We start from the raw sequence: 13,553 nt of genomic DNA, 5'->3' as shown, positions 1-13,553 counted from the left end.
TAAAACAGTGTTCGTGACGAACACTGTTCGTCGCGAGAACATTGTTCCCCCAGAGGAGTTCCCATGACTGTCAGCGCCGCGGTAGCGGCTCCACGGGTCCAGCCGTACCGCTGGCGGTGGATCGCCCTGTTCGTGATCCTCGCCGCCGAGGTGATGGACCTGCTCGACGCGCTGGTCACCACCATCGCCGCACCGACCATCCAGCGGGAGCTGGGCGGCAGCGGGAGCATGGTGCAGTGGCTCGGCGCCGGCTACACCCTGGCCATGGCCGTCGGCCTGATCACCGGCGGGCGGCTCGGCGACCTTTACGGGCGCAAACGGATGTTCGTGATCGGCGCGCTCGGCTTCACCGCCGCCTCACTGCTGTGCGGAATCTCGATGAGCCCCGAGATGCTCATCGCCAGCCGGGTGCTGCAGGGGCTGTGCGGGGCCGTGATGATCCCGCAGGGGCTCGGGCTGATCAAGGAGATGTTCCCGCCGCACGAGCTCGGCAAGGCGTTCGGCATGTTCGGGCCGGTCATGACGATCTCGTCGGTGGGCGGCCCGGTGCTGGCCGGCTGGCTGGTCGACGCCGACTTCTTCGGCACCGGCTGGCGCATGATCTTCCTGATCAACCTGCCGATCGGGCTGGCCGCGGCACTGGCCGCGATCCGCTTCCTGCCCGAATGGCGTACGGCCGACGCCACCAGGCTCGACCTGGCCGGCATGCTGCTGGTGTCGGCCGCCGCGTTCCTGCTGATCTTCCCGCTGATCCAGGGCCGTGAGCTGGGCTGGCCGGCCTGGTCGTTCGCGTCGATGGGCGCCTCGCTGGTGATGTTCGCGCTCTTCGGCCGCTACGAGGTGCGGCGCGTCCGCGCGGGCAAGGATCCGCTGGTCACCCCCGGGCTGTTCCGCAAGCGGGCGTTCACCGGCGGGCTCGTGGCCGGGCTGGCGTTCTTCTCCGGGCTGATGGGGCTCGGCCTCGTCTTCGCCCTCTACACGCAGATCGGGCTCGGGTTCAGCCCGCTCAAGGCGGGCCTCACGGGGCTGCCGCAGGCGCTCGGCGCGGTGCTCGGCTTCGGGCTGGCCATGTCGGGGCTGCAGGAGCGGCTGGGGCGCGGGCTGCTGCAGATCGGCACCGCCGTCATGGCCGCCGGCGCCGTCGTGCTCGCCTCGACGATCCAGCTGGCCGGGGCGGGCATCGGGCCGTGGCACCTCGCCCCCGGCCTGGCACTGATCGGCGTCGGGATGGGGCTGGCCATGGCGCCGTTCTTCGACATCGTGCTCGCCGGGGTCGAGCCGCGCGAGTCGGGCTCCGCCTCCGGCACGCTCACCGCCGTGCAGCAGCTCGGCGGCGCACTCGGCACCGCGCTGCTCGGCACGCTGTTCTTCAACCTGCTGGCCGCCCACTGGGAGTTCGGGGGCGCCATGCGGGCGACGATCTGGGGCGTCGTCGGGCTGCTCGCCGTCACGTTCGGACTGTCGTTCCTGCTCCCCCTCAAGGCCCGCCCCGACCAGCAGGGGCACTGACGTTCCGCTCGGCCCACCGGCCGATGTCGCGCCGCTCGATCGCGGCCGCCATCAGGCCGGGGAAGGCGTCGGGGGTGCACGCGAACGCGGGCACCCCCAGCGCCGCGAGCGCCGCCGCGTTCTCGCGGTCGTAGGAGGGCGCGCCCTCGTCGGAGAGCGCCAGCAGCACGACCACCTGGACGCCCGCCCGCGTCATCGCGCTGACCCGGCGCAGCATCTCCTGCCTGACCCCGCCCTCGTACAGGTCGCTGATCAGGATGAAGACCGAGTCGGCCGGCCGGGTCAGCAGCCCCTGGCAGTAGGCGACGGCCCGGTTGATGTCGGTGCCGCCGCCGAGCTGGGTGCCGAACAGCAGCTCCACCGGATCGCGCAGCCGATCGGTCAGGTCGGCCACCGCCGTGTCGAACACCACCAGCGACGTCTTCAGCGACCGCGTCGAGGCCAGCACCGCCCCGAACACGCTCGCGTACACCACCGACGACGCCATCGACCCGCTCTGGTCGACGCAGAGCACCACCTCCCGCTGGACCGCCCGCTGCCTGCGGGCGTGGCCGACGAGCCGCTCCGGCACGACCGTGTTCCGCTCCGGCAGGTAGTTCTTCAGATTGGCGTGGACCGTCCGGTTCCAGTCGATGTCGGCGACCCGCCTCGGCCGCCGCGTCCTGGCGGCGCGGTCGAGCGCCCCGGCCACGGCGGCCCTGGTCTTCTGCGCGAGGCGGCGTTCGAGCTCGGCCACGACCGAGCGGATCACCGCCCTGGCCGACTCGCGCGCCCGGTCCGGCATCACGCGGTTGAGCGCGATCAGCGTGCCCACCAGGTGCACGTCCGGCTCGACCGCCTCCAGCATCTCGGGCTCCAGCAGCAGCCGGGTCAGGTCGAGCCGCTCGATGGCGTCGCGCTGCATCACCTGGACGACCGTCGCCGGGAAGTACGTCCTGATGTCGCCCAGCCACCGCGCCACCCTCGGCGCCGACGCGCCCAGCCCGCCATCACGCCCCTCGTAGACGGCGGCCAGCGCGCCGTCCATGCCCAGGTCACCGCCCCCGAGCGGGAACCCGGTCACGTCGGCCTCCCCGCCGCCCAGCACCAGCCGCCACCTGCGCAGCCGCTCATCCATGCCGCCTCCCGAGAATCGCCAGCACCGTCGTGGCGGCCGCCGCCGCCCTGTCCTCGTCCAGTTCCCGCGCCTGCCCGCCGGGCCTGCCCGCCGACCGCACCCGCTCCCCGACGGCCCTCCTCTCGGGTACGGCTAAGCCGCCGAACGTCCGCCTGAGCAGCGGCAGCACCTCCACGAACTGTTCGCCGCCGAGCCCCGCCAGCCAGTCGTCGACCAGCTTCAGCAGGCGCTGATCGTGCACCAGCAGCAGCCCGCCGCCACCCAGGAACCCCTCGATCCACGCCGCCGCCCGGACCGGCGGCTGCCCCCGCGACATGGCCCGCGACATCCTGTCGCCGGCGTCGCCGATCTCCCCGGCGTCCAGCAGGATCCTGGTCAGCCGCCCTTCCACGAGACCGTGCAGGCCCGCCCGGTCACACACCCCGCGCAACGTCCCCAGCCAACGGCCCCTCGGCCCGGCATCCTCCTCCGGACGGACGCCGTCGTCCGGCCTGGTGGCGGTGGCTTCGGCGAGGAGGGCGACGGCCGCGTGCACGGCGTCGACGTGCTCCAGCAGGGCGGCCGCCGCCCCGTCGTCCAGGCCGGACGCCGAGACGGGCAGGCCCACGCAGATCCGGTCCAGCATCGAGCGCACGATCACCGCCAGCCCCTCGGCCGGCGTCCCCCGCACGTCCCCGTAGCGGTGCGCGCGCGCCATCGCGGGCAGCGCCGCCATCAGGTGCGTCACGTCGGCGTCGACCGCGGCCCTGGCCGACAGCGCGCCCAGCACCTCGGGCAGCGCCTCCGGCAGATCGGCGAGCAGGCACCGCTCGACCAGCCCGGTCAATCCGGCCAGCGCCAGCCCCCCGGCGGCCAGGTCGCGGGCGTGGCGGGTGGCGGCGGCCGCCACCGTGGTGCCGAGGGCCGCGCGCTCGATGAGCGTCAGGTCGAACTCCGGCCGCCAGCGCAGCGTCCACGACTCCCGGAACGTGCCCTTGCCCCGCGCCTCCTCCGGCTCCCCCCAGCCGACGCCGAGCAGCCGAAGCCGGTGCAGCAGGCGGCTGCGCGCCAGGTCGAGCGCCTTGCGCAGGTCGAGGTCCAGCCGCCGCCCGGCGGCCTCCGGCTTGAGCCGCGTCACCCGCTGCTGGTCGCGCAGGTCGCGCTGGAGCGGCACCATCGGTGTACCGTCGCTGACCCGGCCCAGACGGTCACCGACGACCAGGCGCCGCTGCACGAGCTCGACGGCCAGGTCGTCACCCTCGCACAGCACCGCCCTGACCGCCTCGGTGACCTCGCCGAGCCCGGCCAGCGGCCTGCCGCGCAACGCCGCCAGCCCCTCCGCGAGCCGTACGGCCTCGATCACGTGCGCGGGCGACACCGCCAGCCCCTCCTCGCGCAGCACCGCCGCCGCCCCCGCCAGCCACCGCTCCACCGGCCGGTCCGCCGCCGTGAACAGATGGTCGTACCACCCGGGCGAGGTGATCCCCGCGCCGTAGCCGCTCCACCACGCCAGCCGCCCGTACGTCCACGGCACCCACGTCACCACCGCCTTCACCCGGGGCATCCCGCGCAGCACGGCGTCGTCGTCCTTGACCGGCGGCAGCGGCCCGGCCAGCGCGGGCACGTGCCAGGCGCCGCACACGACGGCGATCCGCTCGTGGCCCTCCTTGACGGCCGCGCGCAGGGTTCTGCGCATGTACGCCTCGCGCCTGGCCTCCCGCTCGTCCGGCGCGTACCCCTCCCGGACGGCGGCCATGGCCTCCGCGATCACCTCGAACGGCGTGTCGCCCCGGTGCTCGACGACGTCCTCCCACCACCGCTCCGGATCGTCGTAACCGGCCGCGGCCGCCAACGCCCCGATCGGGTCGACCCGCGCCTCCTCCCCCGGCCGCGTGTCCTCGTCCGCCGCCGGGGTGGCCGCCAGGGTGTACGCCGCCGGAAGGTCGCAGAAGCGTACGGGTATGCCGGCCTCGACCCCGTACAGCATGGCCTGCCATTCCGGCGAGAACCGGGCGAACGGCCAGAAAGCGGCGGCGGCCGGCTTGCCGGGCACGTGCGCCAGCAGCGCGACCGGCGGCTCCAGCTCGGGCGCGAGCCCCACCAGCGCGTCGGCCTCCGGCGGCCCCTCGACGAGGACCACCCCGGGCCGCAACCGCTCCAGCTCCGCCCGCACCGCCCGCGCCGACCCGGGCCCATGGTGCCGCACCCCGAGAACCGTCACACCCATCGATCCACCACCCCACCAGCCCTCCACTCACCCGACACACCAGACGCTTCCCGGCGACCCGCCCCCTCTCGAAACGGCGCACCTCCCGGTTCCTCGGACGCGACCCCCGCGAGGTCGCGCACACCATCTGGGACAGGGTTGCCCTCCGAGGCGACGCACCGCCCAGCGGAAGGATGCCTCCCCCGGCGAAGACGCGCCTCCCGACAGGGGACACCTCCTTCGGACAGGGCCACCATCCGGCGAGATACGCCTCCCCCGACGAGCGCGCACTCCGCGGAAGAGGCCCCCGGCGGCGAGTACGCGGAAGGAACGCCGACGCCGACGCAAACGCCCGTCCACGGAGGAGGTGCCGATCCCGGTGAGGGCGCGCCGCCCGGGAGGGGCGTCTGCTGGAGGTGATGCCACGAAACGGCGGCCCCCGTGCGCCGGCCCTTCCGTGTGCGGTGGATCGTCGGGAGGTGGCGGCGTGGGGTCATGACACCTCGCGGCAGGCGCGGTAGAAGTCGCTCCAGCCGGGGCGCTCGCGGACGACGGTTTCCAGGTATTCGCGCCACACCACCCGGTCCGACACCGGCTCCTGCACCACGGCCCCGACGATCCCGGCGGCCACGTCGGCGGGCCGCAGGACGCCGTCGCCGAAGTGGGACGCCAGGGCGATGCCGCTGGTCAGCACCGAGATGGCCTCGGCCGTGGACAGGGTGCCGCTGGGCGACTTGAGCTTGGTGCGGCCGTCCTCGGTCATCCCGGCGCGCAACTCGCGGAAGACCGTGACGACGCGGCGGATCTCGGCCGGCCCGGTGCCGGTCTCCGGCAGCTCCAGCGACCGCCCGAGCTGGGCGACGCGGCGGGTGACGATGTCGACCTCCTCCTCGGCGGAGGCGGGCACCGGCAGCACGACGGTGTTGAAGCGGCGGCGCAACGCGCTGGACAGCTCGTTGACGCCGCGGTCGCGGTCGTTGGCGGTGGCGATCACGTTGAACCCGCGTTCGGCCTGGACCTCGCGGTTCAGCTCGGGGATCGGCAGCGTCTTCTCCGACAGCACGGTGATCAGCGCGTCCTGCACGTCGGACGGCATGCGGGTGAGCTCCTCGACCCGGGCGAGCCGGCCCTCGGCCATGGCGCGCATCACCGGCGACGGGGTGAGCGCGTCGACGGAGGGGCCTTCGGCCAGCAGCCGGGCGTAGTTCCAGCCGTAGCGGACGGCCTCCTCGGCGGTGCCCGCGGTGCCCTGGACGAGCAGCGTGGAGTCGCCGCTGATGGCGGCGGCCAGGTGCTCCGAGAGCCAGGTCTTGGCCGTGCCCGGCACGCCGAGCAGCAGCAGCGCCCGGTCAGTGGCGAGGGTGGCGACGGCGACCTCGACGATGCGCCGGGCGCCCACGTACTTGGGCGTGACGCGGTCGCCGTCACCCAGGACGTACGCGGTGACGGCCCACGGCGACAGCTTCCAGCCGGGCGGCCGGGGCCGGTCGTCCTCCTTGGCGAGCAGGGCCAGTTCGTCGGCGTACTGGTCTTCGGCGTGCGGGCGCAGAACGGTCAAGGGGACAGCTCCCTCAGCATGTCGGCTCGGAAACGCAGGAGGGCGGCGACCTCCTGGATGGGCGGCACCGGCGAGAACCCTTCGGCCAGGGCGGCGAGCGCCGGATCGACGCGTTCGCCCGCGAGCCTGACCAGCTCGCCCAGGTTCCACGGCTGGGTGGCGGCGACCCTCAGGATCTTGCGGAGGACGGCGGTGGCGAGCCGTTCGCGCCAGCACGGCGCGACGCCGCCGAGCACCATGATCAATTGGCCGTCGAGGTCGTGGTCGGTCACGAACCCGGCGGCCAGCTCCTGCTGCTCGTCCGGCGGCAGCGCTTCGAGCAGGTCGGCGATGGGGTCCCAGGCGAACATCACCCGCGCCCACTCCGGGTCGCGCTGCAGCACCGCCGCGCGCACCCAGGCGGCGCGCACCTCGTCGTGCCAGTCGGGCATGCGCATGCGCAGCATCCGGGACGGCGGCAGCTCCCACATCGACAGCGGCGCGCGGGCGATCACCTGCTGCAGCCACCACGCCCGCTCGCCGATGCCGCGCGGCGGCTTGGGGCGTACGCCGTCGCGTTCCATCGCCTTGTCGCACGCCTCGGGCGCCTCGACGCTGATGAGGCCGCGCTCGACGGTCACGCAGCGCCGGGCGCGCTCGGCCATCCGCCGGGCCAGCCGCGAACCGGGCAGCCGGGTGAGCAGGTTGGCCGCCTCCTGGCGCACCTCGCGCCTGCGGTCGTCGAGCGCCGCCTCCAGGAACGGCTCGTCGTCCATCGACAGCCCGCCGGCCATCAGCGCCATGAACGCCGCCCGGTCGTCGGGCGTCTCGCGCTCCCAGGTGCTCTCCAGCAGCCGCCTGGCCTCGCCGGGGTCGGCCGCCCGCAGCCGCCGCAGGTAGGCCAGCCGGTCGGCGGCGCTGCCCAGCTCCCACGTCTCGCCGGTGGGCTCCTCCAGCAGGTAGGCCCATCGCTCGGCGCGCTCGGCCAGCCACCGGCCGCGCCGTCCGGCGAGCTGCCCGATGTGCGCCCGGATCGACCGGTCGGACAGGCCGTGCTCCAGCAGCTCCGGCAGCACCGCCGGCGGAACCCTGCGCCCGGTGGCCGCGGCGGCGTCGAGCCATTCGGCCAGCAGCCTGCGCTGCTCCCCGCCCATGATCCGCACCAGCCGCCCGGCCGCCGCCCGCTCCACGACCTCCTGCTCCTCCTCCGGCGCGGCCTGACCGGCGCGTCGGTCCGGGGGCGTCGCGGCGGTGGTCTGCTCCTCGGGCGACGGGCGGGCGGGGCGCCAGCCGGCGCGACGGCGGGCCACCTCGACGGCCGCGCTCGCCAGCAGGTCTCCTCGGTACGGCCTGCGGTCGGTGCCCACGAGCGCGGTCGAGGCCAGGTCGTCCCAGTTCACAGGATCACCGCCATTCCGTCGTCGTCCCAGGTGGTGAGCAGGTTGAGCCCGTACGGGGTCCATTCGGCGGCCACGGTCACGGGCCGCCCGCCGGAGACCGCCAGCAGCCGCCGGCAGGCCCGCGTGACCCTCCGCAGCGGGAACCCGCCCACCGAGGACGCCCCAGGCACCACCCCCGCGAGCATCAGCGGCCACGAGTCGGTCCACGGATCGGCGGCCAGGGCGGCGGCCACCTCGCCCATCGCCTCGTCGGGCGACACCCCGGGCGGCACCCGCCCCGTACCGCCTTCACCGCCGGGCGGGCGGCGGGTGGCGACCAGGGCCCGCAACGGGGCGGCGCCCGGGTAGAAGGCCAGGTCGGCGTCTATCGTGGTGCCGGTGACCAGGGAGGCGTCCAGCGGCTGCCCCGGCGGCGCGAACGACAGCACGAGCGCCGGGCGGCCCGTGCGGCGCCCCCGCAGCCACACCCGGCGCGCGGTGAGCCGGTCCTGCGTCTCGTCGCGCAGGCCGAGCACATCCCACCGGTCGCGCACGGCCGGCCTGGCCAGCACGGCCTCCCGGGTGACGGGGAAGCCGGCGCGCATCAGCACCGTCTCGGCCAGCTCGGGGGGCAGCGCGGCGCGCCGGCGGTAGGCGACGGCCAGCAGGTTGAGCAGCGCGTACTCCTCCAGGAGCCGACCCGGCCAGCCGTCCTCGGACCGGACCCGCGCCAGCCGTGAGACGACGCCCGCGACCCCGGGGGCCTGCGCGTCGACGAGCCGTTTGGCCATGCCTTCCCACTCGTGCTCCCCGGCGGCCGCCAGCCCCTGCCGCACCTGGTCGGCCAGCCACCGCTCCAGCTCGGCCATCCCGGCCGCCACCCGCGCGTGCCGCGCGGCCCCGGCACCCGCCCGCCGATCACTCGCGGCCGCCTTCGAACCGGCCCCCTCCGGCACCAGCACCGGCCCCCCGCCCGGAAGGGCCGCCGGGTCCGCGGCTGTCCGCGCGTCCGCTCCCTGTGACGGCCACTCACTCGCCCACCGTGGGAGGGCGGCGGCTTCGGGCACGTGGCCGGCGGACCAGAGGAGCAGCAGGCCGAGCGCGTGCTTGCACGGCGACTTGCGGCTCGGGCAGCTGCACCGGTAGGCGGGCTCGCCGAGGTCGACGCACGCCCGGTAGGGCGCGGGCCCGCTGCCGCGGCACGCCCCGAACAGCACGCCGCCCGCCACGCCCGGCGACGTCCACATGCCGGGCGCCGCGACCGCTGAGGCGGCCGCGCGGGAGGGCGCGTCAGGGGCCAGGGCGAGCACCTGATCACGGCTCCACCGTTCGATCACCTGAAGCAGACTAGCCAGCCGCACCGACATTTCCGGCCCCCCGGAACGCCGGGAAACCGGCGCGGAGCAGGCCGGCGGAGGCGCGCCATACCGGCGGCATACCGGTGATCACTACGCTGACGCACCCGCCGGAAGGAGCCCCATGTTTCGCGTAACCCTCGTCGTGATCGCCGCCTTGCTGCTGGCGGCGCTCCCACGTGTCGCCCACGCCGAGCCTCCCGGTGTGGTCGGGACGGCGGCGAACCTGGTCCGGGAGGCGGAGCCGAGGGCCGACGGAGTCAGGCACGTGGACTCCAAGGCGATGGTCGCGGCGTTGAAGGCCCTCAACGTGAACACCTACGCCTATCCCATGGCCGGGGACAACCATCACTGGACCGATCTGCGTGACGAGTTCCTGCCGCTCGCCGCGGCCGCCGGGATCGACGTGTGGGTCCTGGTGGCCGCGCCGAGCCAGACCTGCTGCGTCTCCCGGCCCCACCGGCACGACTACGTGGCCTGGGCCCGCGACATCGCCACGCTCTCCAAGAGTCACCCGAACCTGGTCGGCTGGTCCGTGGACGACTTCGGCTACGACCTCAGGACCTTCACCCCGGCCTACGTGGGTCAGATGCGCGCGGCCGCCAGGGCGGTCAACCCTTCGCTGAAGTTCATCCCGATCGTCTACTACGCCCAGTACACCGACGCGTTCATCGCCGAGCACGTGCCACTGCTGGACGGCGTGATCTTCCCCTTCTGGGACGACCCGGTACGGGACACGTCGTGGACGTGGAGCCTGTCCTACCAGGTCAAGCAGCTCGCCGCGCGCCTCCCCGGCACCCCCGTGTACGTGATGCCGTACGCCTATCCGCTGAGCCACGCCGCCCAGAGCCCGACCGTCTCCTACGTCGAGGCGATCACCGAGAAGGCCCTGGAGCTCGTCCGCACCGGAGAACTCGCCGGGGTCGTGCAGTACAAGCTCCCCTACATGCCGGGCACCTCGGGATGGACGCGTCCGGCGACCGGCAACCTGGCCCATACCGGTGACGGGCGGCTGAGCTTCGTCGTCCAGGCGGGCACCGCCACCCGCGCCGGGATGTGGTGCGCCGCCACCCGCAAGGCGCAGCTCGTCCCCGGCGCGACCAGGCGCACGGTGAGCTTCTGGCATCGGGACGACCGGGGGCCGGGCGATCCGGCGGGCTACCACGTGAAGCAGCTCCTGCTCAACGGCCGGGTGGTCTGGGAGCGGGACGTCGCCGCCGACCAGGACGCGTGGCAGCGGGCCACGATCGACCTGACGGCCGCCCTGAAGGGGGCGGCGAGCGCGACGCTGCAGTGGCGGCTGTACGAGCGCAAGGGCGTGGCCAACTACTTCACCGACACGCGGGTGGACGACATCGCGGTCACCGGCCTGCGGCTGAGCGACCCGGGCGTGGAGGACGCGGCCACGTGGACCGCCGGTCTGACCCGGCGGGGTGGTCCTGTGTACTGCTCGGCCCAGGTCCATCACCAGGACTACGGCGCCGAGGTGAGCGCGCGCGTCGCCGAGCTGTACGCCGCCGGATAGGCGGCGGGCCCTGGGGCCGGATCTTCCGCCGTAGGATCGCCCGATGGAGTTGAAGACCTACCCCGACGGCCCGGTCATCGAGGTCGCCGACGAAGCCGAGGCGCTGGCCAGCGGCCTGGACGGGCAGCTCGTGCTCGACGGCGCCCGGTTCCTGCGGCGTGACGTCACCGGAGCCCCCGTGGGGTTCGTGACGCGGCCGCCGATCGCCCGCGCGCTGGACCTGCTGCCCCATCCCGAGGGCGGCTGGTTCCGTGAGACGTGGCGGTCGGCGGTGGAGTTCCGCCCGGCGGGCTACGGCGGCGAGCGGGCCAGCGCGACCGGCATCTACTTCCTGCTCCAGCCGGGCGAGGAGTCGGTCCCGCACCGGGTGCGCTCGGACGAGGTGTGGCTGTGGCACCGGGGCGGCCCGCTGGAGCTGACGATCGGCGGCGCGAGCGTCGTCCTGGGCCCGCTGGTGGAGGAGGGCCAGGTGCCGCAGGCGGTCGTGCCGGGCGGCGTGTGGCAGTCGGCGCGCCCCGCCGGGGATCAGGAGGTGCTGGTGAGCTGCGTCGTCTCGCCGGGTTTCGACTTCGCCGACTTCACGGCCTGAGCCGGGCCCCGGCAGGGCCGGAAGCGGACCGCCCGGGACACCTGCGGCAAATGACCGAAAAGCGCAGTTCGTTGATCCGCGGGCCGGGCTGTGCCTGTGATGGGCGGTGTGGTCTCTCTCGGATGAGTCGCTCATGGCCGCCATGGCGGCCGGCGAGGCTGAGGCGACGGTCGCGTTCGTCCGGCGCTTCCAGGCGCGGGTGTACGGCCTGGCGGTCAGCGTGGTGGGTGACCCCGGGCTGGCCGAGGAGGTGGCGCAGGACGCCTTCGTCCGGGCCTGGCGGCATGCCGCCCGCTACGATCCCCGGCGCGGCCGGGTGGCGAGCTGGCTGCTGACCATCACCCGCAACCTGGCCGTCGACGCGCTGCGGCTGCGCCGGGACCAGCCGGTGGACCCGGCCCGCCTGCCCTGCCCGCCGGCGGCCCGGGAGGCGCTGGGCGAGGTCGAGCGGGTGCGCGACGAGCTGCGGGTGCTGCCCGCCGAGCTGAGCCGGCCGATCCTGCTGTCGGTCTGCTACGGGCTGACGGCCGCCGAGATCGCCGCCCGCGACGGCCTGCCGCTGGGCACGGTCAAGACCCGGATCCGGCGCGGCCTGGCCCGCCTGCGGCAGGAAGCCGTGCCCTGAACGTTTCAGGATTCCGCCACCCGGGCCGCCACCCGCGCCCAGAACTTGGCCGGGTCGTTCAGGTGCGGGTACGGCTCCTGCGGCACCGGCACGCCCAGGAAGGCGCAGAGCGGCTCCCAGCCCGCGCCCGGCTCGACGACGAGGAGCCGGTCCGCCGGGACCTCGCGGCGGACCGCGTCGTTGTGCTCCCGGTAGACGGCCATCGCGTGGTCCCGGTCGGCGAACCGCCCGCCGAAGAAGCCGTCCCAGATCATCTGCCGGTGGAAGGCGGTGAACACCTCCAGCCCTGGCACGATCCGCCGGGCCTCGGCCACCCGGGGCTCGGCGGGCCCGTCGCCGAACATGCGGTAGACGGTGCCGCGCACGCTCTCGTACCAGTCGCCGGCGTCGCGGACGGTGAGGATCACGCGGGCGGCCGGGAAGGCGGCGAGCAGGTCGCGCCAGAAGGCCGCGCCGGGCCAGTCGACGCTGGCGGCGTATCCGGCGAAGACCGCCTCCCAGGAGACCGGCCGTCCTGCGGCGGCGTCCCGCCAGAGCGCGAGCCGGTCGGGGTGGTCGAGCACGTGGCGGCCGTGGAAGCACGGCCCGTACCCGAGGCGTTCCAGCGCGGCCTTCAGCGACAGGGTGCCGGTGCGGCCGACGCCCGCTCCGATGACCTTCACGTGATCACCAGCTCCCTGGTCACCTCTCCGGGCGCGGCGACGCCGCACAGGGTGAGCGCGTTGAGCAGTTCGGTGCGCAGCAGCGTGAGGACCTTGGCCACGCCGTCGGCGCCGGCCACCGACAGCCCCCACATGACCGGCCGCCCGATCGCCACCGCCCGCGCGCCGAGCGCCAGCGCCTTGATCACGTCGGTGCCGCGCCGTACCCCGCCGTCGAGCAGCAGCGGCACCCGTCCGCCGACCGCGTCGGCGATCAGCGGGAGTCGGTCGACGCTCGCCGGGGTGGTGTCGAGCTGACGGCCGCCGTGGTTGGACACGATGATCGCGGCGGCGCCGTGCTCGACGGCGAGCACCGCGTCGGCGGGGTGCAGGATGCCCTTGAGGACGATCGGCAGCGACGTGATCGAGCGCAGCCAGTCCACGTGCTTCCACGAGACCTCCGGGGAGAGGACGACCTGGCGGACGTTGCCGTCGCCGCGTAGGTTCGCGCAGTGCAGGCCCGGCGGCAGATCGTGGAAGTTGTTGCGGTCACCGCGCTCGCCCCGGCCCAGCGCGGGCGAGTCGACGGTGACGACCAGCGCCTTGCACCCGGCCGCCTCGGCCCGCCGTACCAGGGACGCGGTGAACCCCAGGTCGGGCTGGATGTAGAGCTGGAACCAGAGCGTGGCCCCGGTGGCGGCGACCTCCTCGACGGCCACCGTGGAGAGCATCGCCGCCATCATGATCACCCCGGCTCCGGCGGCGGCCCGCGCGGTCTCGGCCTCCCCTGCGGGGTGCGCCAGCCGGTGGAACGCCGTGGGCGCGAGCAGCACGGGCATCGAGGCGGCCTGGCCGAGCAGGGTCACGTCGAGCGTGGGCCGTTCGACGCCGCGCAGCACCCGGGGCAGCAGCGCGAGCCGCCGGAAGGCCGCCTCGTTGGCGCGGACGGTGACCTCGTCCTGGGCGCCACCGGCGAAGTAGTCGTAGTAGACCGGGTCCAGCTTCTCCCGGGCCACGTCCTCGAAGTCGCGCACGTTGAAGAGGTTCACGACGTCTCCTCGGGCAGTCGGCGGGTGGCAACGATCACGAGG

11 protein-coding genes are annotated in these 13,553 nt (G+C 74.5%); 4 read left to right on the top strand and 7 right to left on the bottom strand.

Annotated features, from left to right (window positions below):
- Positions 1-63 precede the first annotated feature (63 nt).
- Positions 64-1,509, top strand: a complete 1,446-nt coding sequence (locus tag ADY59_RS23060) for an MFS transporter (RefSeq protein WP_049565371.1) — start codon at positions 64-66, stop codon at positions 1,507-1,509.
- Here the strand turns inward: ADY59_RS23060 and ADY59_RS23055 are convergent.
- The 5 genes from ADY59_RS23055 to ADY59_RS23035 form a co-directional block, all read right to left on the bottom strand.
- Positions 1,478-2,626, bottom strand: a complete 1,149-nt coding sequence (locus ADY59_RS23055; RefSeq protein ID WP_049565369.1) for a vWA domain-containing protein — start codon at positions 2,624-2,626, stop codon at positions 1,478-1,480. The genes ADY59_RS23060 and ADY59_RS23055 overlap by 32 nt on opposite strands.
- Positions 2,619-4,832, bottom strand: coding sequence for a DUF5682 family protein (locus tag ADY59_RS23050; RefSeq protein WP_049565364.1), 2,214 nt, complete (start codon positions 4,830-4,832; stop codon positions 2,619-2,621). The genes ADY59_RS23055 and ADY59_RS23050 overlap by 8 nt, the downstream gene beginning before the upstream one ends.
- A gap of 472 nt (positions 4,833-5,304) precedes the next feature.
- A complete protein-coding gene (locus ADY59_RS23045) occupies positions 5,305-6,369 on the bottom strand; it encodes an ATP-binding protein (RefSeq protein ID WP_049565363.1) in 1,065 nt (354 codons plus the stop codon).
- Entirely contained in the window at positions 6,366-7,748 is a 1,383-nt protein-coding gene (locus ADY59_RS23040) for a DUF5691 domain-containing protein (RefSeq protein ID WP_082310335.1), read from the bottom strand. Before ADY59_RS23040 ends, ADY59_RS23045 begins: the two co-directional genes overlap by 4 nt.
- Positions 7,745-9,064: an SWIM zinc finger family protein gene (locus ADY59_RS23035; protein ID WP_049565362.1), complete on the bottom strand. Its 1,320-nt coding sequence runs from the start codon at positions 9,062-9,064 to the stop codon at positions 7,745-7,747. Before ADY59_RS23035 ends, ADY59_RS23040 begins: the two co-directional genes overlap by 4 nt.
- A gap of 142 nt (positions 9,065-9,206) precedes the next feature.
- On the opposite strand from ADY59_RS23035, the gene ADY59_RS23030 reads away from it, so the two are divergent.
- From ADY59_RS23030 to ADY59_RS23020, 3 genes are all read left to right on the top strand, one after another.
- Positions 9,207-10,607, top strand: a complete 1,401-nt coding sequence (locus tag ADY59_RS23030; protein WP_156325671.1) for a hypothetical protein — start codon at positions 9,207-9,209, stop codon at positions 10,605-10,607.
- 43 nt (positions 10,608-10,650) lie between these two features.
- Positions 10,651-11,196 carry a cupin domain-containing protein gene (locus tag ADY59_RS23025; RefSeq protein WP_082310334.1) on the top strand — a complete coding sequence of 182 codons (546 nt, stop codon included), beginning with the start codon at positions 10,651-10,653 and terminating at the stop codon, positions 11,194-11,196.
- A 133-nt stretch (positions 11,197-11,329) separates the two neighbouring features.
- Positions 11,330-11,821: a sigma-70 family RNA polymerase sigma factor gene (locus tag ADY59_RS23020; RefSeq protein ID WP_197093801.1), complete on the top strand. Its 492-nt coding sequence runs from the start codon at positions 11,330-11,332 to the stop codon at positions 11,819-11,821.
- A gap of 5 nt (positions 11,822-11,826) precedes the next feature.
- Here the strand turns inward: ADY59_RS23020 and ADY59_RS23015 are convergent, their stop codons facing one another.
- Together ADY59_RS23015 and ADY59_RS23010 are read right to left on the bottom strand one after the other, a co-directional pair.
- Positions 11,827-12,483, bottom strand: coding sequence for a sulfotransferase family protein (locus tag ADY59_RS23015; protein WP_049565360.1), 657 nt, complete (start codon positions 12,481-12,483; stop codon positions 11,827-11,829).
- Positions 12,480-13,511 (bottom strand): alpha-hydroxy acid oxidase, encoded by a 1,032-nt coding sequence (locus ADY59_RS23010; RefSeq protein ID WP_082310333.1) that lies wholly within the window; start codon positions 13,509-13,511, stop codon positions 12,480-12,482. Before ADY59_RS23010 ends, ADY59_RS23015 begins: the two co-directional genes overlap by 4 nt.
- Positions 13,512-13,553 lie beyond the last annotated feature (42 nt).

The sequence above is a fragment of the Nonomuraea sp. SBT364 genome, assembly GCF_001083785.1.
Classification (GTDB): Bacteria; Actinomycetota; Actinomycetes; order Streptosporangiales; family Streptosporangiaceae; genus Nonomuraea.
Note: the sequence above shows the minus strand (reverse complement) of the source record. Positions and strands in the feature narration are given on the sequence as shown.